General features: G+C 67.6%; 23 protein-coding genes. 13 read left to right on the top strand and 10 right to left on the bottom strand.

The window, feature by feature from the left end; translation table 11 throughout:
* Positions 1-13 precede the first annotated feature (13 nt).
* The gene (locus AC4D2R_RS10575; RefSeq protein WP_490939947.1) at positions 14-790 is read left to right on the top strand and encodes an SDR family NAD(P)-dependent oxidoreductase; all 777 of its coding nucleotides are present in this window, start codon (positions 14-16) and stop codon (positions 788-790) included.
* Between the two features lie 45 nt (positions 791-835).
* Complete coding sequence (locus AC4D2R_RS10570) at positions 836-2,032, top strand: acyl-CoA dehydrogenase family protein (protein WP_490939946.1); 1,197 nt, start codon at positions 836-838, stop codon at positions 2,030-2,032.
* Positions 2,033-2,108: 76 nt separating this feature from the next.
* Here the strand turns inward: AC4D2R_RS10570 and AC4D2R_RS10565 are convergent, their stop codons facing one another.
* Positions 2,109-2,231 (bottom strand): hypothetical protein, encoded by a 123-nt coding sequence (locus tag AC4D2R_RS10565; protein WP_490939945.1) that lies wholly within the window; start codon positions 2,229-2,231, stop codon positions 2,109-2,111.
* 79 nt (positions 2,232-2,310) lie between these two features.
* Between AC4D2R_RS10565 and AC4D2R_RS10560 the strand changes: the two genes are divergently transcribed.
* Genes AC4D2R_RS10560 through AC4D2R_RS10550 form a run of 3 tightly spaced genes read left to right on the top strand, consistent with a single transcriptional unit; the run spans position 2,311 to position 4,678 of the window.
* The gene (locus AC4D2R_RS10560; protein WP_490939944.1) at positions 2,311-3,429 is read left to right on the top strand and encodes a glucose-1-phosphate adenylyltransferase family protein; all 1,119 of its coding nucleotides are present in this window, start codon (positions 2,311-2,313) and stop codon (positions 3,427-3,429) included.
* Between the two features lie 38 nt (positions 3,430-3,467).
* A complete protein-coding gene (locus tag AC4D2R_RS10555; RefSeq protein WP_490939943.1) occupies positions 3,468-4,277 on the top strand; it encodes a class I SAM-dependent methyltransferase in 810 nt (269 codons plus the stop codon).
* Positions 4,274-4,678, top strand: coding sequence for a DUF7793 family protein (locus AC4D2R_RS10550; RefSeq protein WP_490939942.1), 405 nt, complete (start codon positions 4,274-4,276; stop codon positions 4,676-4,678). Before AC4D2R_RS10555 ends, AC4D2R_RS10550 begins: the two co-directional genes overlap by 4 nt.
* Before the next feature lie 16 nt (positions 4,679-4,694).
* Here AC4D2R_RS10550 and AC4D2R_RS10545 read toward each other — a convergent pair whose 3' ends face one another.
* The 8 genes from AC4D2R_RS10545 to AC4D2R_RS10510 all read right to left on the bottom strand — a co-directional run bounded on the left by AC4D2R_RS10545 (position 4,695) and on the right by AC4D2R_RS10510 (position 14,882).
* The gene (locus AC4D2R_RS10545) at positions 4,695-5,723 is read right to left on the bottom strand and encodes a TspO-related membrane protein (protein ID WP_490939941.1); all 1,029 of its coding nucleotides are present in this window, start codon (positions 5,721-5,723) and stop codon (positions 4,695-4,697) included.
* Positions 5,686-6,321: a DedA family protein gene (locus AC4D2R_RS10540; protein WP_490939940.1), complete on the bottom strand. Its 636-nt coding sequence runs from the start codon at positions 6,319-6,321 to the stop codon at positions 5,686-5,688. The genes AC4D2R_RS10545 and AC4D2R_RS10540 overlap by 38 nt, the downstream gene beginning before the upstream one ends.
* A 57-nt stretch (positions 6,322-6,378) precedes the next feature.
* Positions 6,379-7,293 (bottom strand): RluA family pseudouridine synthase, encoded by a 915-nt coding sequence (locus tag AC4D2R_RS10535; protein ID WP_490940145.1) that lies wholly within the window; start codon positions 7,291-7,293, stop codon positions 6,379-6,381.
* 80 nt (positions 7,294-7,373) lie between these two features.
* The gene (locus AC4D2R_RS10530) at positions 7,374-7,796 is read right to left on the bottom strand and encodes a GNAT family N-acetyltransferase (RefSeq protein ID WP_490939939.1); all 423 of its coding nucleotides are present in this window, start codon (positions 7,794-7,796) and stop codon (positions 7,374-7,376) included.
* 7 nt (positions 7,797-7,803) lie between these two features.
* Positions 7,804-8,610 (bottom strand): DNA-formamidopyrimidine glycosylase family protein, encoded by an 807-nt coding sequence (locus AC4D2R_RS10525; protein ID WP_490939938.1) that lies wholly within the window; start codon positions 8,608-8,610, stop codon positions 7,804-7,806.
* A gap of 47 nt (positions 8,611-8,657) precedes the next feature.
* Complete coding sequence (locus AC4D2R_RS10520; RefSeq protein ID WP_490940144.1) at positions 8,658-13,607, bottom strand: ATP-dependent helicase; 4,950 nt, start codon at positions 13,605-13,607, stop codon at positions 8,658-8,660.
* Between the two features lie 42 nt (positions 13,608-13,649).
* Positions 13,650-14,327 (bottom strand): DUF4232 domain-containing protein, encoded by a 678-nt coding sequence (locus AC4D2R_RS10515; protein WP_490939937.1) that lies wholly within the window; start codon positions 14,325-14,327, stop codon positions 13,650-13,652.
* Between the two features lie 93 nt (positions 14,328-14,420).
* Complete coding sequence (locus AC4D2R_RS10510; protein WP_490939936.1) at positions 14,421-14,882, bottom strand: 23S rRNA (pseudouridine(1915)-N(3))-methyltransferase RlmH; 462 nt, start codon at positions 14,880-14,882, stop codon at positions 14,421-14,423.
* 152 nt (positions 14,883-15,034) lie between these two features.
* On the opposite strand from AC4D2R_RS10510, the gene AC4D2R_RS10505 reads away from it, so the two are divergent.
* The 6 genes from AC4D2R_RS10505 to AC4D2R_RS10480 are packed head-to-tail and all read left to right on the top strand — an operon-like array spanning position 15,035 to position 21,753.
* Entirely contained in the window at positions 15,035-16,498 is a 1,464-nt protein-coding gene (locus tag AC4D2R_RS10505) for an SDR family NAD(P)-dependent oxidoreductase (RefSeq protein ID WP_490939935.1), read from the top strand.
* Positions 16,495-18,039 carry a class I SAM-dependent methyltransferase gene (locus AC4D2R_RS10500; protein ID WP_490939934.1) on the top strand — a complete coding sequence of 515 codons (1,545 nt, stop codon included), beginning with the start codon at positions 16,495-16,497 and terminating at the stop codon, positions 18,037-18,039. Before AC4D2R_RS10505 ends, AC4D2R_RS10500 begins: the two co-directional genes overlap by 4 nt.
* On the top strand, positions 18,032-18,310 hold the full coding sequence (locus AC4D2R_RS10495; RefSeq protein WP_490939933.1) for a hypothetical protein: 279 nt from the start codon (positions 18,032-18,034) through the stop codon (positions 18,308-18,310). Before AC4D2R_RS10500 ends, AC4D2R_RS10495 begins: the two co-directional genes overlap by 8 nt.
* 53 nt (positions 18,311-18,363) lie before the next feature.
* Complete coding sequence (locus AC4D2R_RS10490) at positions 18,364-19,704, top strand: family 1 glycosylhydrolase (protein ID WP_490939932.1); 1,341 nt, start codon at positions 18,364-18,366, stop codon at positions 19,702-19,704.
* Positions 19,694-20,830, top strand: a complete 1,137-nt coding sequence (locus AC4D2R_RS10485) for a glycosyltransferase (protein WP_490939931.1) — start codon at positions 19,694-19,696, stop codon at positions 20,828-20,830. The genes AC4D2R_RS10490 and AC4D2R_RS10485 overlap by 11 nt, the downstream gene beginning before the upstream one ends.
* Positions 20,831-20,835: 5 nt before the next feature.
* Positions 20,836-21,753 (top strand): phosphodiesterase, encoded by a 918-nt coding sequence (locus AC4D2R_RS10480; RefSeq protein ID WP_490939930.1) that lies wholly within the window; start codon positions 20,836-20,838, stop codon positions 21,751-21,753.
* A gap of 101 nt (positions 21,754-21,854) precedes the next feature.
* On the opposite strand, the gene AC4D2R_RS10475 is transcribed toward AC4D2R_RS10480, so the two are convergent.
* Positions 21,855-21,977: a ribosomal protein bL36 gene (locus tag AC4D2R_RS10475; protein ID WP_490902503.1), complete on the bottom strand. Its 123-nt coding sequence runs from the start codon at positions 21,975-21,977 to the stop codon at positions 21,855-21,857.
* Between the two features lie 319 nt (positions 21,978-22,296).
* On the opposite strand from AC4D2R_RS10475, the gene AC4D2R_RS10470 reads away from it, so the two are divergent.
* Both AC4D2R_RS10470 and AC4D2R_RS10465 read left to right on the top strand, forming a co-directional pair.
* Positions 22,297-22,839 carry an LptM family lipoprotein gene (locus AC4D2R_RS10470; protein ID WP_490939929.1) on the top strand — a complete coding sequence of 181 codons (543 nt, stop codon included), beginning with the start codon at positions 22,297-22,299 and terminating at the stop codon, positions 22,837-22,839.
* Positions 22,840-23,077: 238 nt separating this feature from the next.
* Complete coding sequence (locus tag AC4D2R_RS10465; RefSeq protein ID WP_490939928.1) at positions 23,078-23,842, top strand: type 1 glutamine amidotransferase domain-containing protein; 765 nt, start codon at positions 23,078-23,080, stop codon at positions 23,840-23,842.
* The last annotated feature ends 76 nt before the right edge of the window (positions 23,843-23,918 follow it).

Genomic DNA, 23,918 nt, shown 5'->3' with positions numbered 1-23,918 from the left:
CAGGGGGCCCTTCATGAATCTCGCGAACTCGACAGCGCTGGTCACCGGCGGAGCCTCGGGGCTGGGCCTGGCGACGGCTGAACGGCTCCTCGCCGGCGGCGCGAACGTCGTGCTTGTCGACCTCCCCGGCTCGGCCGGGGACGACGCCGCGTCTCGCCTCGGATCCCGCGCCCGCTTCGTGGCGGCCGACGTCGTCGATCCGGACCAGGTGCTCGCCGCCGTCACTGCCGCCGCTGAGCTGGCGCCGCTGCGCGTCGTCGTCAACTGCGCGGGAGTCGCAACCCCGGGAAAGGTGCTGGGCCGCGACGGGGTGCTTCCCCTTGAGCAGTTCACGCGCGTCATCAGCGTCAACCTGATCGGCACTTTCAACGTCGTCAGGCTCGCGGCCGAGGCGATGGCGGCCTCGGAGCCCGTCTCAGGGCCCGGGGAATCCCCGGAGCGCGGAGTGATCGTCAATACCGCCTCCGTGGCGGCGTTCGACGGGCAGATCGGCCAGCCCGCCTACGCGGCCTCGAAGGGCGGTGTTGCAGCAATGACTCTCCCGCTGGCCCGCGAACTTGCCCGGCACCTCATCCGGGTTGTCACGATTGCGCCAGGCATTTTCGAAACCCCGATGATGGCGGGGCTGCCCCAGGAGGCCCAGGATTCGCTGGGCCGCCAGGTCCCGCACCCGTCACGCCTCGGCAAGCCCTCCGAATACGCCGCCCTCGTTTCATCGATCATCGCGAACCAGATGCTCAACGGCGAAACGATAAGGCTCGACGGGGCCATCCGGATGGCCGCGAAATAGCAGCACCGCACCACCCCGCTCCTCCAACGAAAGGACGGCTCAACGGTGAGCCAGCTCCCCGCCGCGGACTTCCTCGGTTTTGAATCCCAGCTCAGCGCGAACGAGCGCGCCAAGCTCCAGGACGTGCGCGACTTCCTCGCCAAGGAGGTGGCGCCCAGTGCCGTGGAATGGTGGAACCGGGCGGAGTTCCCGCACGAGATCCTGCCCAGCCTCGCGGCGCTCGGCCTCAGCACCCCGGTCCAGCAGGGCTACAGCCACCTGTTTGGCGGCATGGTCATCGCCGAGATGACCCGTGCCGATACCTCCCTCGCCACCTTCTTCATGGTCCACCACGACCTCTTTGTCGAGGCACTGCACCAGTTCGGCTCCGCCGAGCAGAAGCAGCGGCTCCTCCAGGACGCAATGGATCTGCGCATCACCGGCGCTTTCGCCCTGACCGAGCCGCAGCACGGTTCGGATGTGGCGGGCGGAATGACGACGACCGCCACGCGCGACGGTGACTCCTGGATCCTGAACGGGGCGAAGCGCTGGATCGGCAATGGAACGTTCTGCGACTACATGCTCCTGTGGGCGCGCGAGGCCGAGACCTCAATGGTGCGCGGATTCATCCTCGATGCTTCGCTGCCCGGTGTCACCCGCACAGTCATCGAGAACAAGATCGCCCTGCGGACGGTGCAGAACGCCGACATCGGCCTGGACAATGTTCGGGTCTCCGAGGCCGACCGGTTCGCGGGCATCGAGAACTTTTCCGACACCCGCCACCTGCTGCGCGGGTCGCGGATCCTCGTCGGCTGGCAGGCGGTGGGGCAGCAGCTGGCCGCCTTCGACATCGCCCGCAAGTATGCGCTCGAGCGCCATCAGTTTGGCCGGCCGATTGCGGGGTTCCAGCTGGTTCAGGACCAGCTCGTGACGATGCTCGGAAACGTCACAGCCAGCATGGCCATGATGGTGAGGATCGCCCAGCTCCAGGACGAGCACAGCGCCTCGCGGCAGGGGCGCCGGGCAGGCCAGGAGGGTGCTGAAATGCCGCAGGCGGCCCTCGCGAAGTCCTTCACTACCGCCCGCATGAGGGAAACCGTTGCCCTCGGCCGCAACATCCTCGGCGGGAACGGAATCGTCACCGACTACGGAATGGCGAAGGTGTTCGCCGATGCCGAAGCCGTCTACACCTACGAGGGGTCATACGAAATCAACAGCCTGATCGTGGGGCGGGCGATCACCGGGATTTCGGCGATCGTATAGCAGTAGGCAATTCCCTGACCCAAGTGGATGAACCCGCGGCGGCACCTCAATGGGGAAGGTGCCGCCGCGGGTTCCGTCAGTCGGCCGCCCGGATCAGTTCCGCGACGCCCGCTGCGCCCTGCGGCAGTGCCAGGTGATAGATGCGCTCGCTCGCCGCGTCGATGCCGAGGAGCTCGAGCACGGTGTCCTCCGTTGCCATGAGAGAAGACCATCGAGGGCGGCTGCCCATTGTGACGTTTGGCTTGTCGGGCCCGGCTTCGCGCTTTTAGGGTTGATCCATGGAACGGCCCAGAGTGTTGGCCCTCATTCTTGCGGGCGGAACCGGAGGGAGGATGGGTGTCCTCACCGACACCCGCGCGAAGCCTGCGCTGCCGGTCGGCGGAACGTACCGGCTGATCGACATCCCCCTGTCGAACCTGCAGCACAGCGGCTACTCGGATGTCTGGATCGTCGAGCAGTACCAGCCCAAGTCGATCAACGACCACCTTTCAAGCGGAAGGCCCTGGGACCTCGACCGGACGCAGGGCGGTCTCAGGGTGCTCCCGCCCTTCCAAGGCAAGGACGGCGAAGGGTTCGCCGAGGGCAATGCGGACGGCATCGCGCGCCAGGCTGAATTCATCCGGGAGTTCGCCCCGGACCTGGTGCTGGTCCTGAGCGCCGACCACCTCTACCGCCTCGACTACCGCGACGTGGTGCAGACCCATCTCGACGCCGGCGCCGTCCTGACGATGGTGACCACCCGGTTCGACGGCGACGCCTCCCAGCACGGCGTCGCCGAAGTTTCGGACGGCGTCGTCACAGGCTTCGAGTACAAGCCCGAAAGTCCCAAGACCGATCTGGTGGCTGCCGAAATTTTCCTCTACAACGCCTCCGACCTGCTTGAAACGCTCGAAAGGCTGCAGGAGGAGGAAGGCAAGCTCGAGGACTACGGCCATCAACTGGTGCCCTACCTCGTAAAGAACGCGCTGGTCGTTGAGCACCGGCTTGAGGGTTACTGGCGCGACCTCGGGACGCCGGAGAACTACCACAAGGCGCACATGGAACTCCTCGAGGGCAGCGGGCTCGCGTTCGATGACCCGAAGTGGCCCATTCAGACCGATGTGCCCCGCCGCCTTCCGGCGTTTGTCGCAGCGGGCGCTCAGGTGGAGGACTCCATGCTTGCGCCGGGATCGACGGTGCGCGGCCAGGTGGTGCGCAGCATCATCGGCCCCGGGACGGTCATCGAGCCCGGCGCGCTGGTTGTCGACTCGGTGCTGTTGGAGAACGTGGTGGTTGGACAGGACGCCCAGCTGCGCCGGGTGATCGTCGATACCGGGGCGCGGGTGGACTCCCGGGCCCACCTGGGCGGCTCATCCGAAGTTGTGCTCGTTGACGGAAACGGCGACGCTCAGGGCTGATGCGGGGAGGGGCCGTGGGGGATCAGTACAGTGGGTCAATGCCGACTTTCTGGAACAGGGTGCAGATGATCCCCCGGCTTGCCTGGGTAGCCTCCAAGGCGCCACGCAACCCGCACGTGGCCTGGGAGGGGTACTGGAACGGCATCCGCAGCACCGGCTCCGGGGGAGACGTGTTGTGGGATTCAACCTCGGAGGATGAGCACCGGCAGTACTTCGACGTCATCCACGAACACTTCGACGTGTCGTTGCCGGTCATTGACGTGGGGTGCGGCAACGGAACCTACACGCGCTGGCTTGCCGGGATCTTCCCGCATGCGCTGGGGGTCGACGTCTCCGAAAGCGCTGTGCGCAGGGCGGAACTCGAGGCCGCCGGAATCTCGAATATCTCCTTCGACGTCGTCGATGCGACGGCACCGGGTGCGGGGGCCGAGCTGTTCTCCCGCCTTGGCCCGTGCAACGTGTTCGTGCGCGGGGTGCTTCACGTGCTGAGCCGGCCGCAGCGCACCTTGATGGCCGAGAACCTGCGGTCGATCACCGGCGGCTCCGGCCGGGTCTTCCTCACCGAAACCAACTTCCAGGGCAACCCCCTCCAGTACGTGGAGAGCCTCGGAGCAACTCCCCGGAAAATACCCGCCCCGCTGCAGCGAGCGATCGGCAACCTGCCCATGCCGGGCCATTTCGGCGCGCCCGAACGCAAGGCCGCCTTTCCGGAACACTCCTGGCGGCTCATCAAAGACGGAGCCGCGACCATCGAAGCGGTGCCCATGACCGCCGAGGGAAGCATCGGCATCCCCGGATACTATGCAGTCCTCGAAGCGCGCGCGGGCAGCGGATGGGACGGGCCGTGAGCAGCGCCCGCCCCACTCCCATCGAAGGCGGCAAGGGATCGATCGGCCTGCGGCCGGACGGCATCCTCCACCTCCGGTGGACTCCCGGTACCGCAATCTCCGGTGACGACGCCCGGGCGGCAATGCGTGAGGTGAATAACCTCTGCGGGGAAGTCTCTCATCCGATGCTTGTCGATATGGAAGCCATTGGGTCGGTCAGCAGGGACGCACGCAGCACCTTCTCGATCCCGTGTGCCGCATCGCGCATCGCGCTGCTCGGCAAGTCGCCCGTTGACCGGCTGATTGCCAACTTTTTCCTTGGCCTTCACACACCGCCCTGTCCGACGAACTTCTTCACCTCCCGCACCGACGCGATCCGGTGGCTGTCCGAGGGCCTTTCCACGCGCGAGGGGACCGGATGAACACCCGGTCCGCGGGCTAGTTTCCGCCCTCGTCAAGGATGAGCGGCTCCCGCTGCGCATCCTGCAGGGCCCGCAGGCGCCGCCTGCGGTTGTGGTCCACCTGGTGCCTGCGGGATCCGGCCGAGATCAGCAGCAGAAAGGCGGCGAGCCCGGCCGAGAACGCCACGGGCATTGACGACGGCTCCCCGAGCAGCCGCTCGACGAGGATCCAGGCCAAGCCCCAGCACACGGCGAGTGCCACGGCAATCCTGCCCCTGTCGGTCATGCAGATGACTGCGGCACCGAGCGTGACCACTGCGATCCCAATCAATGCCCAGGTCTGCCCGCCGAGGCCGAACACGTCGATGCCTTCCGCGGTCGTGACCGCGGCGATATTGGCCGCCGTCGCAACCAGGACCCACCCGAGATACAGCCCCAGCGGTGCGTCGACGAAGGCACCGCTCCACCGGCTTTCCGCAGGGAACCGGTTGAGGGTGGCGAGCGCGGAAAGCAGCACCGCGAGCAGGAGCACGATGACGACCACGCTCAGCACGGGCAGCGATTCGCGGGCGCTGAGGATCCAGGCGAGGTTGAGCACCATGGACGCCGCAACGCTCCAGCCGAGGCGCCGTTGGCGTTGGCTTCTGCGCTGGCTCGGCAGCCACTGATAGAGGGTATACGCGACAAGCCCCGCGTAGATCAGGCTCCAGATCGAAAACGCCCTGGTGGACGGAGCAAGCAGTGTCGCATCCGGCTGGAACAATCCGCCGGCAGCGTCGCGGATCGAGGGACCGCCGAAGGCACCGACGCCTGCGGCTGAGCCGGCGATGCAGGCGGCGGCGGTGAGGGTCACCACGATGGGGCGCACGATGTCGGGATTGAAGGATGCCTCCCAACGATGGCCTGCGGGGCGCTGGGCGGCCGAGCCGCGCGCTCCCTCGCCCTCCTGAGGGTCAACGGCGTCAGTGGCGCCGTCGCCTCCCGCAGCGGACGCGGCGGCGCTGATGGTGGGCGGGGTGGAAGGGGCCTTAGGAAGTCTCGGAGCCCGTTCGTTCGTCGGGTTCATCGGCTGGTCCGGCCTTTCGACGTCGTTTGACCGCGAGGAACGCCGCAGTCAGAATTCCCACAAGAGTACCGACCATCATTCCGAGCAGGGCACTGCCCCACGGGGGAAGGCCGGTGTTCGCTCCGGTGGCGTAGCCCAATCCGAGAAGCCACCCCGCCCAGAGGACCGCGCCGACGGCGGTCGCGAGCACGAAGGGCCGCAGGGGTACCTCCGCGATACCCGCCGCAGCGATGCTCGCCGTCCGGCCGCCGGGGAGGAACCGCACGGCGACGAGGCCTGCGTAGGTCGGTGACTTCCCGGCCTTCGCCACCGCGTTCCGAAGACCGCGGTGGACCTTCTTCCCCCAGCGGAACCGGTCAAGCCAGTGGGTGAGCTTGTTCCTCAACAGCAGGAACAGGGCGAGGTCGCCCAGCCAGCTGGCCGCCACCGCGACGAAAACCGCGGGAGGCAGGATCGCGGCACGGTGCGATGCCATTGTCCCGGCACCGATGACCATCAGCTCGGAGGGCACCACGGGTACCGCCACGTCCACAAAGATCACACCGAACATGATCAGGAAGTAGACGGGCATCGTCACATCCGGGCCCGGGATATCCACCCCTCCAACCTACCGGTCCGAGGTTGGGATGCCCTTGGACGGGGGTGGGAAGATTCGTTAACGTTGGGCGAACTCCGAGAGCTTCAGTGCTGAGGTGAAGGAGCTTTCGGCGCCGGTAAGGGGGTCGGTGAACTGGATGCTTTTCGCCAGCAGCTGCAGCGGCTTCGAGTAATCGTCGGGTCCCTGGGGCTGGAGCACCGGGTAGAACGGGTCATTGATGATCCCGAGGCCGAGCCCGGCCATGTGCAGGCGGAGCTGGTGCGTCTTGCCCGTGTGCGGCTGGAGCCGGTACCGCCCCACCCCGGCTTTTTCCTCGGTGAGGCTGATGGTCGTCTGCGCGTTCGGCTCGCCCTCGACCTCCTGGGCCAGCAGGTACGTCCGCGATTTCACGATCCTGCTGCGCACAGTCACAGGCACCCGGTCCAGCCCGAGTCCGGGTCGGACCGGCGCGAGCGCCTCATACTCCTTGCGGATCTGCCGGTTCTCGAAGAGCAGCTGATACTTTCCCCTGGTTTCCGGGTTGACCGAAAACATCAGGATCCCGGCGGTCATCCGGTCCAGCCGGTGCATGGGGATCAGATCCGGCAGATCAAGCTGCACGCGCAGGCGCACCAGGGCGGACTCGGCCACGTACCGCCCGCCGGGGGTTGTGGGCAGGAAATGGGGCTTGTCAATGACCAGCAGGTTTTCGTCCTGGTGGAGGATGCCGATGTCGACGGGGATCCGTTCCTCAACAGGAAGTTCCCGGTAGTACCAGACGAACGTGTGGTCGGTCAGCGGGGTCGTCCGCGTGAGCACCTCGCCACCCAGAGCCATCACCTCGCCGCGGTCGAACCGCTCGGCGATGCCCTCGGGATCGACGTGGTCGAAACGGTCGAGGATGTACTCGAGCGCTGTTGCCCACGGACCCTCCTCCGGCAGGCGCAGCCGGGTGGCATTGACGCCGTTGCGCACGGGGAGCGGGGATTTCATCACCGTTCAAGGTTACGGTGCCGCGCGGCGATCCTTCTCCTCGGCTGCCGCGGCCACCGGCCGCGCATCGCTTGGGGCGCTCAGTCGAACCGCACGAACGCGCGCACCGCACCGCCGCGGAACTGCGCTGTCTCCGTATAACCGAGGGATTCGTAAAACGCCTTTTGGCCCGGCCCGTCGTCGGTCAGCAGCACCTTTTGGCGCACGTCCGCATACCGCTCGAGGGCCTCGGTTACGAGGGCCCTCCCGACGCCCTCCCGTTGGTAATCCGGGTGCACCAGGATGTCCTGGAGGTAGCAGATCGTCGCGTTGTCGGAGATGACGCGGGCCAGGCCAATCAGGCGCGGGCCGACGCGCGCTTCGACAACCAGGGAGGAACCCGCGAGTGCAGCGGTGAGGGTTTCAGGGTTGTCGGTGTAGGCCGACCAGCCCACCGACGCGTAAAGGCTGAGAACCTCAGCCGGTGCGAGGTCTGGGGCGCTGACGGTGCGGATGGTGGTCATTCGCCCATCAAACCAGACCCGGGCGTCTCTGGGGCTGGCAGTGCGGGCAATAGTAGAGGTCCCGAAGTTCAAGCTCGCTGTCGCCGACCTGTTCCAGGACCACGGGGGTGCCGCAGCGCAGGCAGCCGCGGTTCGAGCGGCCGTACACCCAGAGGTTGTTCCCCCGGAGGTTCCCGGTGGTGGCGCGGGTGCTTCGGTGCTTGTTGGCCTCGAGAAGTTTTTTCGCGAGGTCAACGATGCGCGGCAGGTTCGTCACTTCCCCGACCGGCGTCAGGGGGTGGACGCCGACGAGGAAGCAGAGCTCGCAGCGGTAGACGTTCCCGATTCCCGCGAGGTTCCGCTGGTCGAGCAGCGCAAGCCCAAGCGGACGTTCGGGCTGGCTCGCCAGCCGCCGCAGGGCTTCGGCGGGGTCCCAGTCCGGGCCCAGGAGGTCCGGTCCGAGGTAACCCACGGCCTCCTCCTCCCCGGAACGCGGCAGGACGCGCAGGAAGCCCAGTTCGAATCCGACGACGACGCTGTCCCGGGTTTCAAGGACGCACCGGGCCTTGAAGCCCGGCCGCCGCCACTTCTGGCCGTGGGCGTAGACGTGCCAAAGTCCTTCCATCTTCAGGTGGGTGTGGATGTCCCAGCCGTCGTCACCCCCGCCGCGGATCAGCAGGTGCTTGCCACGGGAGACGACCTCCTGAACGGTGTCGCCGGTGAAATCCACCGTGGCGAAGCGCGGCACGCGGATGTCGCAGCGGGTGAGCTCCTTGCCGGCGAGCGCGCCGTGGAGCTCGCGGGCTGCCCGCCAGACGGTATCTCCTTCAGGCACTGATGTCTCCTTCAGGCACGGGTATTTCCTCAGGCACGTAGTCTCCCTTACGCACGGATCCTGAGCCCCTTCGGCGTCGTGTAGAAGCCGGCGGCGGCCAGTGCCGACCCCACCCCGGTGTCGAGGATCTCGCCTCCGTTAACCTTCTCGAGGGCCATCTTGTCGGCGGCTCCGCGCCGGATCACGCCGACGAGTGCCCCGGCGGCGGCATCGAGCGCGGGCTGGTCGTCGGTGAAGGCGAGGAGGGTCTTGCCTCCCCGTTCGACGTAGAGCGCCAGGGCGCCGTCGACGAGCACCACGAGGGCGCCGGCCTTGCGTCCGGGCCGGTGCCCGCCCTCGGCCTGGGGCCAGGCGAGGGCCGCCCCGTACGGGTTGGCCGGATCGGTCGCCGCGAGCGCTGTGGCCTTGGGCACCTTTCCTGACGGTGCGTCGGCGTCCGGCTGGAGGTCGGTGTCGGCGCTGAATGAACGCAGCCGATCGACTGTTGAGGGGACGGCGAACTGCGCCGCGCCCAGATGCTCGATGAAGTAGCCGCGCCGGCACCGGCCCATCTCCTCAAGCCGGGCCAGCACCTTGTACATCAGGCCGAAGCCGCCGGGCACCCCTTCGCTGCCGACAGCGCCGCGGGTGACGACGCCGTAGCGGTCGAGAAGGAGCTCGGCTGTCGCATGGGCGTGCAGCGTCGACTCGTTCTCCAGCGGAGGCAGCAGGTTCCACCGCCCCGCCGCGACCGGAGGGGTGGTCCGCTGGTACCCGGAGGCGCCGTCGGGCCCTCCCGCGAGGCTCATTGAACTGTTGGTGAGCGACCGTCCGGGGGCGCGTCCAAGCCGCCCGGCGCGGGAGGTGCGGGCGCGGGCCGGGGGCTGGCGCTGCTTGTGCGCCGTCCGTCCCCCGGCGAGGAGCGCGCGGACGGGCGTGAAGGTGTCGTTGCTGACGCGCCCGGCCCAGACGAGGTCCCACAGGGCGGTCACGAGGTCCGCCTCGGAAGGCACGGTGTCGACGTCGAGGGCCGAACTGAGCTGGCGCAGGAAGTAGCCCCCGCCTCCGCCGAGGAGCTCAAGGAGCGCCGCCGAGAGCGGGGAGGGCTCGTAGGCGGGATCCGGGCGCAGGGTCAGCGGTGCGTTTTCGGCGAGGTGCAGCGCGATCCAGCCGTCGTTTCCGGCGAGCGACCCGGCACCGGACCAGACAACCTCCCCGGTGGCCGTCAGCTCGTCGAGCATCGCCGGCGCATAGTTCCCAACGCGCTGCGCGAGGATCAGCGGCTCCCACGCCGAGGCCGGGATGGGCACCCCCGAAAGCTGGTCCACCACGGTGGCGACGCCGTCGAGCCCGCGCAGGGTGGAGCCGACGTGCTGCCAGACGGGAAGGAACCGCCCGTAGGCGGCCGGATCGACCGGCTCCACCTCCTGGCGCAGCGCCGCGAGGGACCGCCGCCGCAGCCGGCGCAGCACCTCGACGTCGCACCACTCGCTGGGCGCGGTGGGGTGGACTGTCGCCGTCTCTCCGGCTTGGAGCTGGGGCGCTGCCTCGGCGGGACGGAACTCGCCCTCCACGGTGCGCCCGTCCGCGGCGAGGCGCTGCAGGGCCGTGGCAACGACAGCGACGCCGAGCCCCAGGCGGGCCGCCGCCTCGGCGGCGGTGAAGGGCCCGTGGGTGCGGGCGTAGCGGCTGACGAGGTCACCGAGCGGATCGGCGACCGGTTCGATGAACGCCAGCGGAATGCCCATCGGCAGGGGAACACCCAGGGCGTCCCGCAGCCGGGCGGCGTCTTCAACGGCCGAGATCCGCTCGACCCCGCCGATATGGACTGTCAGCGCACGGTTGGCGCGCAGGAGCGCCTCGACCGAGACGGCGGCCTCCGCTTCGGTGGCGTGCGCGGATGTCGGGGAGTCCCCGTCGGACAAGTCCCCATCGGACAAATCACTGTCGGACACCGCGCCGGTCCCCTCAAGCCGTTCGGCGATCTCGGGGATGCTCAGCGGTCCCAGGAGGCGCAGGAGGTCCGCCACCCCTTCGAGGCCGCGGGCCCGCCGGTCGGGGCGCAGCCGCTGCAGCTCGCTTTCGGTCTCGGCGATGATGCGGGAGTCGAGCAGCTCCCGCAGTTCGGCCCGGCCGAGGAGTTCGTTGAGGAGCGTCGGGTCCAGCGAGAGCGCGGCGGCCCGCCGCTCGGCGAGCGGGGAGTCCCCCTCGTACAGGAAGGATGCGACGTAGCCGAACAGCATGGAGCGGGCGAAGGGGGACGCCTGCTGCGTGGTGACCTCCACCATGCGCAGCTCCCGGCGCTCAAGCGAGGCAGCGAGCTCCTTCAGGGCGGGCAGGTCGTAGACGTCCTGAAGGACCTCCCTCACTGTTTCAAGGACGATCGGGAAGGTGGGGTATTTCTTAGCGACGTCGAGGAGCTGCGCGGACCGCTGCCGCTGCTGCCACAGGGGGCTGCGCTTGCTCGGGTTCTGCCGCGGCAGCAACAGCGCCCGGGCGGCGCACTCCCGGAAACGTGAGGCGAACAGCGCCGACCCGCCCACCTCCGCCGTGACGATTCCGTCGAGCTCGTCGGCGTCGAACAGGAACAGCTCCGCCCCGGGCGGCTCATCCTCCATCAGGGGCACCCGCAGCACAATGCCGTCGTCGGAGGCCATCGCCGAGCCGTCCATGCCGTAGCGCTGCTCCAGCCGCGCCCCAACGGCCAGGGCCCACGGGGCGTGCACCGGCATGCCGAAGGGGCTGTGGAGCACCACGCGCCAGTCGCCGAGCTCGTCGTGGAAGCGTTCGACGACCAGCGTGCGGTCGTTGGGAACCACCTCGGTGGCCTCGCGCTGCTCCTTGAGGTAGGTCAGCAGGTTCCCGGAGGCCCATTCATCGAGCCCGATCCGCTGGCACCGTTCCCGGGCCTGATCCTCCGGGGCGTAGGACATCTCCCGGACGAAGGCGCCCAGCGCCCTGCCCAGCTCCACCGGCCTGCCCAGGGAGTCGCCCTTCCAAAACGGCAACTTGCCCGGCTGCCCAAAGGCGGGGGAGACAAGGACGCGGTCGTGGGTGATCTCCTCGATCCGCCAGCTTGTGGCGCCGAGGGCGAAGACGTCGCCCACCCGGGATTCGTACACCATCTCCTCGTCCAGTTCCCCGACCCGGCGGCCGCCGGCGCGGGCACCCTCGCCTTCGGAGCCGACGAGGAAGACGCCGAACAGGCCGCGGTCGGGGATGGTTCCGCCGGAGGTGACGGCGAGGCGCTGGGAACCGGGGCGTCCGGTGATGGTCCCCTCGATCCGGTCCCAGACGATCCGGGGGCGGAGCCCGGCGAACTCGTCGGAGGGGTAGCGTCCCGCAAGCAAATCCAGGGTCGCGTCGAAGGCCGAGCGCGGCAGGGTGGCGAACGGCGCGGACTTCCGTACGACGTCGAACCATTCCTCGACGTCGATGGTGCCCAGCGCCGCTGCGGCAACCGTCTGCTGGGCGAGGATGTCCAGCGGGTTGGCGGGGATGTAGAGGGGCTCGATCTTGCCCGCCAACATGCGCTCCACGGTGACGGTGGTGTTCACGAGGTCGCCGCGGTGCTTGGGGAACAGGACGCCCTGGGACACCTCGCCGACCTGGTGGCCGGCGCGGCCCACCCGCTGCAGGCCGCTGGCGACGGACTGTGGAGACTCGACCTGCACCACGAGGTCGACGGCGCCCATGTCGATGCCGAGCTCCAGGGAGCTTGTCGCCACGACGCAGCGCAGGCGCCCCGACTTGAGGTCGTCTTCGATGAGGGCGCGCTGGTCCTTTGAAACCGAGCCGTGGTGGGCGCGGGCCAGCAGCGGTGCACCTCCCGCGCTCTGGCCTGCCTGGGCCATGATCTGCGCCGGAGGACGGGGCGTCGTTCCAGCCGGCGCGGCGCCTGTGCCGGGCGAGGAGCCATTTGAGCCGTCCGGGGAGGAACCCTCGCCGGCCCAGACGGCATCGCGTTCGAGCCGTTCGGCATGGATCTCATTGAGGCGGGCCGTCAGCCGTTCCGCAAGCCGGCGTGAGTTCGCGAAAACGATTGTGGAACGGTTCTCCTCGATCAGGTCGACGATCCGTTCCTCGACGTGGGGCCAGATGCTCGCCTGCGGAACCGCACCAGCGTCACCGCCGTACCCGTCGGCACCGCCGCCCCCGTGGTCATTGCTTGCACCGCTGGCCGGGGTGGGGGCTCCGCCGAGGTCGGTCATGTCCTCCACCGGAACGGAGACCGTCAGGTCCCACTTCTTACTCGAGGGCGGGGCGACGATCTGCACGGGTGCGTTCCCGGAGAGGAACCGTGCCACCGTTTCGCGCGGTTCAACTGTGGCCGAGAGGCCGATGCGCTGGACGGGGGTGCCGAGGAGGGCATCGAGACGGGCAAGGGACACCGCGAGGTGCGCGCCGCGCTTGGTCCCGGCGACGGCGTGGACCTCGTCGACGATGACGGTGTCGACCTCCGTCAGGGTCTCCCGCGCCCTGGAGGTGAGCATCAGGAAGAGGGATTCCGGAGTGGTGATGAGGATGTCCGGCGGGCGGGTCAACATGGCCCGGCGTTCGGCCTGGGGGGTGTCGCCTGAGCGCACGCCGACGGTGATCGACGGGGCGGGAAGGCCGAGGCGCTTGGCCGTCTGCGTGATGCCGATCAGAGGTGCCCGGAGGTTGCGTTCGACGTCCACGGCAAGCGCCTTGAGGGGGGAGATGTAGAGGACGCGGGTGCTCCGCTTGGGTTTTGCCGACCCTTTGGCAGTGTCCTTGTTGGCAGTGTCCTTGGTGGAATCCGGCTCGTCCGGTGCCGGGTCTTTTCCCACGAGCAGGCGGTCAAGGGCCCACAGGAACGCCGCGAGCGTCTTGCCCGATCCGGTGGGGGCCACGACGAGGGCGTTCGATCCCTCGGATACCGCCTTCCACGCGCCTTCCTGGGCGGCAGTGGGCGCGGAGAACGCGCCCGCGAACCATTCGTGCGTGGCGGGCGTGAATTTCGACAGCACCGATGTCACCAGAACATCATCCCTCAGAGTCCTGACATTCCGGGATCCTGCGGCTACGGGCCGCTCTGCTCAGCCGACGGGCTGCATTGGCCCGACGCCCATGAGCACGACCGACGTGGCCGCGCACGCTTCGCTCTGCTGCTCAAGCACCAGGGAGTCGGTGGCCCCGGGCGGGTAGACCCTCACGCCGCTTGCCGCGGTGATGTTGCAGTCGGGACCGAACTTGCCGGCGTTCGTCTGGCGCAGGACGGCCGTGGCCGTCGCGTCCGGTTCAAGGGCGAACGAAGAGACGGTTCCCTCCTCGCGGTCGGCGGGGGCGCCGATCTGCTTGCCGGCGGCGTCGACGTAGGAGACGCCGGGGAAACCCTTCATCTCGCAGGCCTCAGCCGATGTGTTTGTCAGTTCCAGGGTGCGGTAGACGCTCCCGGCCGAACCGCTGCCCGGCTGGGTCGTGATCTCCCCGGAAAGCATTGCGGCGGTGCAGGCGCCCTCCTCCGCGGACGGCGTTGCCGAACCGTCCGGCCCGGAGGTCGTGGGGGCGGCGCTCGCCGGGGTTTCGGAACCGGCGTCGTCCGGGGACGAGGCGGGGCCCGACGGCGAGGCCTCGGCGGAGGTGGCTGACCCGCTGTCTGCGGCTGGCTGCCGGTCGTCCTGGGCCGCCGATGGAGCGCATGCGCTCAGGACGGTGATGGTGCTCAGGGCCGCAGCGGCTGCGAGCCAGTGGTGGTTACGTACCCGGGATCTCATGGGCCAACCCTATGACGGCCCGGCGCCGCGGCAGTCCGCCCAAAGGCGTGGCGTGCCGTGAAGTCGCGGGATCGTTATCTTGGGCCAGGCCGCTCATTCGTGGTGGTAGGAGCGCCCGCCGGCGATCTCCTGGGCGCGGTACACCTGTTCGGTGAGGATCAGGCGGACCAGCTGGTGCGGGAAGACAAGCGGTGAAAGCGACCACACGAGATCAGCCCGCGAATGGACCGAAGCATCGACTCCGTAGGCGCCGCCGATGATCAGCGTCACTGGCCGGGAGGTCTCCAGCGGCCGCAGCAGCGCGGTTGAAAGGGCCGGCGAATCCAGGGCCTTTCCGCGTTCGTCGAGGAGGATCACGTAGTCGCGCGTCCCGGTGACCTTGCCGAGCAGCCGTTCCGATTCCTCGCTCCGTGCAGAGTCGGCCTCACGCGCCGAATGGGGGAGGAACTGCCAGCTGAGGTCGAAGGGCTTTTTCAGCCTTTTCTCATAACGGGTGATGCCCTCGAGTACCCAGCTCTCGTGTTTCCGCCCTACCGCAAGTACCCGGATCGCCATTCCCTCAGGTTATCGCGGCGTCGACGGGTGAACATTTCGTGTCCAGCAGGTAAAAAGCAACAGTCCTTGCGGCAAAAAATAATAGATGCCCAGTCGCTGAATTATCAGTACGCTTACGAAACTTCCGAAGGAAACGAGAGGTGGGTGGCCGCATGACCGATCACAGCAACACAAGCACCAGCGAAAACGGGCTGCCCGCGGACGGAACGACGCGGCCCCGGACCGTCGCCGTCCTCCTCGCCGGTGGAATCGGCACCCGCATGGGTCTGGATATCCCCAAACAGCTTGTCCCCATCGCCGGACGTACCAGCCTTGAGCACACCGCCGAGGTGTTCCAGCACTGCAGCTTCATCGACGAGATCCTCGTGATGATGGACCAGGGCTCAATTCACCAGGCCGAGGGACTGCTTCCCGCTTCGCGGTACCCGAAAATCACCAAGATCCTCCCCGGCGGCTGCGACCGCAATGAAACCTCGTATCTCGCCCTGCGGGAGATCGCCGATCCGAGAGCGAAGGTCGTCTTCCACGACGCGGTCCGGCCTCTCGTTGACACCTCGATCATCCGTGCCTGCGTTGACGCACTCGACACCTATGACGCCGTCGACACCGGCATCCCCTCCGCCGACACGATCATCGAAGTCGATGAAGCGGACATCATCCGGGCGGTCCCGCCGCGCGCCTCGCTCCGGCGCGGTCAGACCCCGCAGGCGTTCCGGTGGGAAACCATCATGAAGGCGTATGCCCTGGCGCGGCAGGACCCGGACTTCGCGGCGACCGATGACTGCTCCGTGGTGCTCAAGTACCAGCCCGACGTCCCGATCATCGTGGTTCCGGGCCATGAAGCGAACATCAAGCTCACCCACCCCATCGACATCCACCTGGCCGACAAGCTCTTCCAGCTCAAGCACCGCACGGTCGAGCCGGTCCCGTACCCGGCCACCAGCCTGCGCGGCTCAACCGTCGTCGTCTTCGGCGGCAGTTCGGGCATCGGTGAGGCGCTGGCCCGGCAGCTCGAGGACGAGGGGGCGAACGTTGTCTGCCACAGCCGCACCGGCAGCGGAACATTCGTCGAGGACCGTTCCTCGGTTGCGCGGGCGCTCGCATCCGCCGCCGCGACCTACGGCAGCATCGACCACGTCGTGCTGACCGCCGGCGTGCTCACCATCGGCAAGCTGGTCGAGCTCAGCGATGAGCAGCTTCAGCACGACGTCGGGGTGAACCTGATGGCGGCGTTCATCGTTGCGCAGGAGTCGCACTCCTATCTTGCGGCGTCCAGCGGCTCGCTGCTGCTCTACTCTTCGAGTTCGTACACCAGGGGGCGGGCCAAATACACCGTCTACTCGGCCACCAAGGCGGCGGTGGTGAACCTGACGCAGGCGCTCGCCGACGAGTGGAGCGAGGACTCCATCCGGGTGAACTGCATCAGCCCCAGCCGGACGGCGACCCCCATGCGGGTGAAGGCCTTCGGCGTTGAGGACGAACACTCGTTGGTCCAGGCGACGACCGTTGCGCGGGTGAGCGCCGAAGTCCTCGCCTCGGACATCACGGGGCAGGTGTTCGACGTACGGCTGCCCCAGTCCGACCCCCTGAGCGTGCCACTGGAAACGGCTAAGTGAAGGGGTGGATCACTGCGGATACCCAGCGGCTGAGGGTATCCGGTGCAGTGCTTTCCCCAGGTTCAGCCGTATCGGTGCTGCTTTCGGGGCGCCGGATCTGGACCTTCCGGGTCCCGGAGCAGGGTGAGCTCGACGGCCTGACCATCGACTGGCCGCCCGCGCTCGCCGAACGGCTCACCGGCAGGGCCCTGCTCGCCGTCGAACATGACGGCGACCTGCTCACCGACGAGCAGCCCGTTCAGTTCGACGAGAGCGGCGGGGAACTGCTGCTGTGCGAACCGGCTACCGGCGTTCCCCTTGTGGTCAACAAGTGGGGCAGGATCGCGCGGTCCTTCGAAGGCCGCGATGCCTCGCTGATCGAGGACGTGCTCGACGAGGCCGAGCATGTGATCTCGCTGCTGCGCGACCGGCTCGGCCTCGAGCTCTTCGTCACCGGCGGCACGCTGCTCGGCCCGGTCCGCAACGGCAGAATCATGGCCCATGACGACGACGCCGACCTCGCCTACCTGAGCGCCCACGAGAACCCGACCGACGTCGTCCTTGAAAGCTTCGCCGTGGAGCGGCTGCTCACCAGCCAGGGGTACGAGGTGGTCCGCCACTCGGGAGGGCACCTGCAGCTCATGTTCCCGGGCGGGACGGTCGGCGACCGCTTCTACGTCGACATCTTCACCTACTTTGTCTGTTCAGGGTGGTTCCACGGGCCCTTCCACGCCCGGGAGCGGGCGGAGCTCGTCCGGATCCTGCCGCTGAAACCTCTTGCCGTCAACGCCCGGCAGCTGCCCGGTCCCGCCGATCCTCCCCAGCTGCTCGCCGCGATCTACGGTTCCGGCTGGGCGGTCCCGGACCCCACGTTCCGCTTCGTCACACCGCCTGCGGCCGCCCGAAGGTTCTTCTGGTGGCTCAACCACTTCGATGTGGACCGCGAGAACTGGGAGGACCTTCACCGGGCCGAAATCCAGGCCGCTCCGGCGCCTCGACCGTCACAGTTCGTCAGGAGCCTGCCCGATTTCCTTCCCGCCGGGTCCAGTGTGCTCGACCTCGGCTGCGGCCTTGGAGCCGACGCCCGGTTTCTTGCCGGGCTCGGCCACGACGTCCTCGCCGTCGACTTCAGCCGCCCAGCCCTCGCATACGCCCGCGCCTCGGCCGACGGCGTTCCGGGAGGGCTGCGGTATGAGCGGGTAAACCTGAACATGGCCCGGCACGCCCTGCACCTGCGTAAGGAATGCGCCGGAATGGGCCGGCCGGTCCACGTCTATGGCAACCAGCTCTTCAACGCGCTCAGCCCGCTCGGGTGGGACACCACCCTGAAACTGATTGAGCACCTGCTGGCGGACGGCGGCAGGGGGTTTTTCGAAGTCGGCACGGGCGGAGCCGTCGGCTCCACGAGCTGGAGCGATTACCGTCCGGTCGACTGGCAGCGGTTCCAGGAGCAGCTGCGGCGCTACCGGCTGGTCATTGAAGAGGAGGCGACGGTGCCTGCCGCAGAGTCCGCCGGCATCGAGGTCCGGCAGGTACGGGTAAGAAGGGAAACGAATGAATAAGCTGCGCGAAAAGCTCAAGACACCGCTCCAGGCGGTGGTGCGCCTGGCGCTGCCCGGGGTCAAGGAGCGGCTCGACTCCATACCCGCACTCCAGGCGGAGGTGGAGCGGCTTTCAGCGGAACTGGTCCGCCTTGACGGGGACCTCGATGAGTCGAGGAGGCTGAACCTCCGTGCCGCCGAACTGCTCGACGTCGTATACGAAGAACTCGGTAAACGGGAAGAAACACCCTTCGAAAAATATTCATCGCCCAATTTCACTAAGCATGCTTAGTATTGCCATCCACGCAGCGCACGCCACCGGCACAACACCGACAGGAGGAGATCATGGCCAGCATCCCGCCCCCGGGCCCGCCGATCGAGATTATCGGCGGCTTTGAGAGCACCTTCCTGCCCGCGCACGACCGGGACATTTTCGAGACCACCGAGCACGACCTCCGCTGGCAGGAGGACCTCGGGCTCCTCGCCCGGGCCGGCATTACCCGTCTGCGGTATCCCGTCCGATGGCACCGGGTGGAACAGGTGGAAGGCACCTTCGACTGGAGCGGCACCGATGAGGTGCTCGGATACCTCCGCGCGCACGGGTTCCGCCCCATCGTCGACCTTGTCCACCACACGAGCTACCCGACCTGGCTGACCAACGGGTTCGCCGATCCGCGTTTTGGGGAGGCCTACCTGCGCTATGCCGAAGCCTTCGCCCGCCGCTACCCGTGGGTCGAGGAATACACGCTTTTCAATGAGCCTTTCTCAACCCTCTTCCTCACCGGCCACGAGGGCATCTGGCCGCCCTACCACTCCGGGCTGCAGGGATTTGTCGACCAGCTCGCCAACGTCATTCCGGCCGTCGCCGAAGCGAGCCGCATGTACCGGCAGCTCCTGCCGGGAGCGCGGCACGTCTGGGTGGATACCTGCGAGTTCCATACGGGCTCCGATGCTTCAGGGCAGGGGTACGCCGATATGGCCAACGACCGTCGCTTCCTGGCGATCGACAGCTTCCTGGGGAAGGGGTACGACGCCGACAGCCAGCTCGGCCGGGACCTCGCCCCGGTGGGCGGGGAACGGCTGCAGGGCATCGAGCCGGGCTTCGTCGACGTGCTTGGCCTTGACTACTACGCCCACTGCCAGTGGAACTTCTCGATCGAGGGAGGGTCGACGCCCACGCCGTCGCCGCTGCCCCTGGCCGACCAGATCCAGCAGTATTGGGAGCGCTACGGCCTCCCGTGCATCCTCACCGAGACCAACGTCCGGGGACACACGTCGGACCGCGCCACCTGGCTGAAGTACGTGCTCGAGCAGTGCGAGGCGGCGCAGGCGCGCGGCGTCGAGCTTGAGGGCCTGTGCTGGTTCCCGGTCATCGATTCGACCGACTGGGATTCCCTTCTCTTCCGCTGCGACGGGCATATCGACCCGGTCGGCGTGTACTGGCTCGACGAGGCCATGGACCGCCGCGGTTCGGTGATGTCAATCTCCTATGCGCTCGCCGCCGGCGGAGCCCGGGCGGCGGACCTGCCTGCCTACCGTTTCGCCGAGCCGGTCAACACCTGGCTTCAGGGATATTTCCCTCAAATGTCGCATTGGGACTGGCAGGAGCCTCCCGAGACCGACAAGGGCTCAAGCCTTCCCCGTACCACTACCCGAATGGAATTGAGGATCGTCGATGCAAAGTGAACTCATTGTTTTGTCGCACCTGCGGTGGGATTGGGTCTGGCAGCGGCCGCAGCAGCTCATATCGAGGATCGGCAGCACCGTCGGGCGCACCACCTGGTTCGTCGAGGAACCGTTGACACCCGCCGGCGTCGAAGTGACCGAGAACCGCCTTGCCACCCGGGAGACGGAGGACGGGCTGACCCGGGTCTGGCTCGAGATCCCCGAGCAGGGAAGACACGTTGGATTCTTCGACGAGGTGCTTCCCGACTACATCGAGCAGCTCCCCAAGCTCCTCGGTAAACCGACCGGTGAACGCGTGGTGTGGATCTATACGCCGCTCGCCCTCGAGGTGGCGCTCGCCCTGCAGCCCACCACCCTCGTCTACGACGTCATGGACGACCTCGCGGCGTTCAAGGACGCAGCCCCCGAGCTGATCGTTCGCCAGCGCCAGGCGCTCCGCCGGGCCGACGTCGTCTTCGCCGGCGGCCGCTCCCTCCACCGGTCCGTCGTTCGGCAGGGACGCGAGGACGCCCACCTTGTGCCAAGCGGTGTCTCGACAGAGCACTATGCGGCCGCCGCCCGGCGGGCCAACCGCGAAAGGCACCGCCCGGTCGCCGGCTATGTCGGCGTTCTCGACGAGCGGCTCGACCTCGACCTCATTGCGGAGGCCGCGGCGCTGCTGCCGGACTGGGACATCCAGATGATCGGGCCGGTGTGCAAGATCGACCCGGCCAGCCTCCCCCAGGCACCGAACATCAGCTACCTGGGCCAGCAGCAGTATGCCGACCTGCCGCGGTTGATGGCCAACCTCGACGTCGCCCTGATGCCCTTTGCCCTCAACGAGGCAACCCGGTCGATCAGCCCCACGAAGACGCTCGAATACCTCGCCTGCGCCCTGCCCGTTGTCTCGACACGCGTCCCCGACGTCGTCGCCGACTTCGAAGGCGTTGTCGACCTGCAGGATGACGGCCAGGGGTTCGCTGCGGCGTGCCGCAGGCTCGCGGGCCGCGCCGGGGAGGAAGGCACTCCCGAGCTGAAACGCCTCCTGAAACGGCACCACTGGGACCGGATCGCCGTCCTCATGGAGAAACTGGTCTTCGCTCCAGCGGAAACACGGATCGCCGCGTCGGCAGAAGCGACAGCCTGACCATCATGGCCGAGGGGGAGGCCAGCCAGGGCGGGGCCGGATCAGCAGAGCATCCGGCCCCTCGACATCTGATCCTGCACCTGAGCGATACCCACTTCACCGGCACCGGGCGGCTTTACGGCGGCGTTGACAGCGAAGCCCGGCTCACGCAGCTGCTCCGCGAGACTGTCGCCTCGGGGGTCCGCCCCGAGGCGATGGTCTTTACGGGGGACCTCGCGGACCGGGGCGAGGCGTCGGCCTACGAGCGGCTGCGGTGCCTTGTCGAACCGGTGGCGCAGGAACTTGGAGCGCAGCTGATCTGGGTGATGGGTAACCACGACGAGCGGGCAAGGCTGCGCCGGACGCTGCTTGGCGAGCGGCCGGAGGAGACCCCGCTTGACGAAGTTCACTGGCTGGGCGGCCTGCGCATCATTGTCCTTGACACCTCGGTTCCCGGACACCACTACGGCGAGCTGACCGCCCGCCAGCTCGACTGGCTGGCCGCTGAGCTCACCCGCCCTGCCGCCGAGGGCACCCTCCTTGCGATGCATCATCCGCCGATGCCGATGATCCAGAACCTTGCGATCCTCACCGAACTGCGCCGCCAGGACCTCCTTGGCGAAGTGGTGCGCGGCACCGACGTCCGCTTGATCCTTGCGGGCCACCTCCACTTCTCCTCGAGTGCGATGTTCGCCGGCATACCGGTGTCGGTGGCGTCGGCCACCTGCTACACGCAGGACCTCAACGTTCAGGTTGGCGCCTCCCGCGGCCATGACGGCGGCCAGGCGTTCAACCTGGTGCATGTGTACCCGGACACCATCGTGAATTCCGTTGCATCCCTGGGGACGTTCGCCACCGTGGGGGAGTACGTCAGCGCCGAGGAAACGCACCGGCGGCTCCGCGCGGCCGGTGCCCCGGCGGGGAGACGGGCGGCCCGACGGTAGGCGGCCCAGCTGTGAACAGGGCAGCAAAAAGAGACGGCAAAAAGGGACCCCTCCGCAGTGCGGCGGGGTCCCTTCGGCGTTAGCTGGAAGTGTTGGAGGGACTAGCCCTGGCGAGCCTTGACGCGGCTGTCCTTCTTGTTGATCAGGAAGGTGCGTCCGCGGCGGCGTACGATCTGGGATCCGGGAATCTGCTTCAATGCCCTCAGCGAGTTGCGAACCTTCATAACTTGCTCCTTTTGCTAGGGAAAGGGCGGGGTGGGCGGTACGCCTCTCACCGGCAATCCCTGGCTGGGGACTGCTTCTGCCTTTTCACCCACTAGAACACCAACGAGGCGCTGTTTGTTCCCGGACGGACGCGACGTGATGCAGAAGCCCGGGGACTGGAGTTCGGTGACGTTTCCGACGGTTGCGCGCAGGGTGCACTCTGCCCAGACTCCGCCGGTGTGCGCCTGTCAGGTAATTTAGGTGAAACTGCCGGACCCGGAAATTAGAGTGTAGGTACGCGGCCAAGTTCCGGTCAGCGACTCCAATTTGGGGGGAATCATGAAGAATTCCATCGCACTTACCGCCGCTCTGCTCATCGGGCTCGGGCTGTCGGGCTGTGGCGGGGCGGACCCGGCAGGAACGCCCCCGAGCGAGGCCCCCACGACACAGGACGCAATTGAGGAAGTCCCCTCCAATCAGAGTGTGGCGTTCGGCGACACCGTGACCTTCGAGGGGGGTGTGGAGGTGACCGTTGAATCCCAGGGCTTCCAGGCCGCTTCCGGTAGCGCAGCAGGGGCAGTCGACGGCCAGTATGCGGTCTTCGAGATCACCGTGGTCAACAACAGCGAGGAAGAAGTGGACGGCGGCCTGATGAATCTGCCAACGGTTCGTGCCGGTGCCTCAGGGACAGCGGTTCAGCCGGTTGTCGATTCAGACACGGGCATCGGCATGGACGTCCTCTCGACGATCCCGGCCGGCGGAACCCAAACCGCAAAGTTTGCCTACGGCATTGCCGCTGCTGATGCGGACATCATCCAGATGGAGATCACGGACCCAACCTCGACCGGCGAGGACGCCATCTATCAGGGCGCAATCGAGTAGACGCCCGCAGGCGAAGACCCGACCGGCGGAACGCGGTGGGCGCAGCTCGACGTCGACCTGTACCGCCGCGACAGCGGCCTGCTCTGGCTGGAGGAGGTCGGTGTGTCCGCGCAGATGCTCCGCGTGGATCAGGTCGACCAAACAGCCCGTAGACCTCCTTCATGAGGTGTGGGAGCGCGGAAGGGAGGGCCCGAATACGGCGGGGCGTAGGGTGGAAGGTGGACGAAAGGAGCACTTCATGAAGAAAATCCTCATGGTACTGACCAGCGTTTCCGAGATCGGCGATACCGGCGAGAAGACCGGCTACAACGTGGCCGAAGCTGCACATCCCTGGAAGGTCTTCAAGGATTCCGGGCATTTCGTCGACTTTGCGTCAATCAAGGGCGGCCAGCCCCCGCGCGACACGGTGGACTCGGATGACCCGATCCAGGTCGCCTTCACGGAGGACGAGACCACGCGTGCCGGCCTCTACAACACTGCCCGCGTCGACGTCGTGAACCCCGACCAGTACGACGCCGTCTACCTCGTGGGTGGCCACGGCACCATGTGGGACTTCCCGGACAGCGAAGGCCTGCAGAACCTGGTGGCCAGCGTCTACAACGCCGGCGGCGTCGTGGGAGCGGTCTGCCACGGGCCGGCCGGTTTGGTGAACGTGGAGCTGGACAACGGGTTCCGCCTCGTCGAGGGCCGGAGGGTGGCCGCCTTCACCAACGAGGAAGAGGTTGCCGCGGGGAAGGACAAGGTCATCCCGTTCTTCTTGGCCGACCGGCTGGAGGAACAGGGCGCCACCCACGTCTCCGCTGATGTCTTCGAGGAGAAGGTCGTGGTTGACGAGCGGTTGGTGACCGGCCAGAACCCAGCCTCGGCCGCCGGCGTGGCCAAGGAGATGGAGAAGCTCCTCGCGGAGGTCATCCACCAGGAGAAGGCCGAGGAGCAGCACGAGGCGCAGGCTCTGCGTGCCGAGAAGGACGCCGAGAAGGCCGCTGCGGAAGCGGAGCACTAACGCCTGCAGCCCATTGCAACTGGCGGCCGCCCGACGATAAGGCGGCCGTCAGTTGCCGCCTGTGCGCCGGCGTTTT

This window comes from Arthrobacter sp. TJ-217 (assembly GCF_058269255.1).
This window is presented reverse-complemented; position numbering and strand designations above follow the sequence as displayed.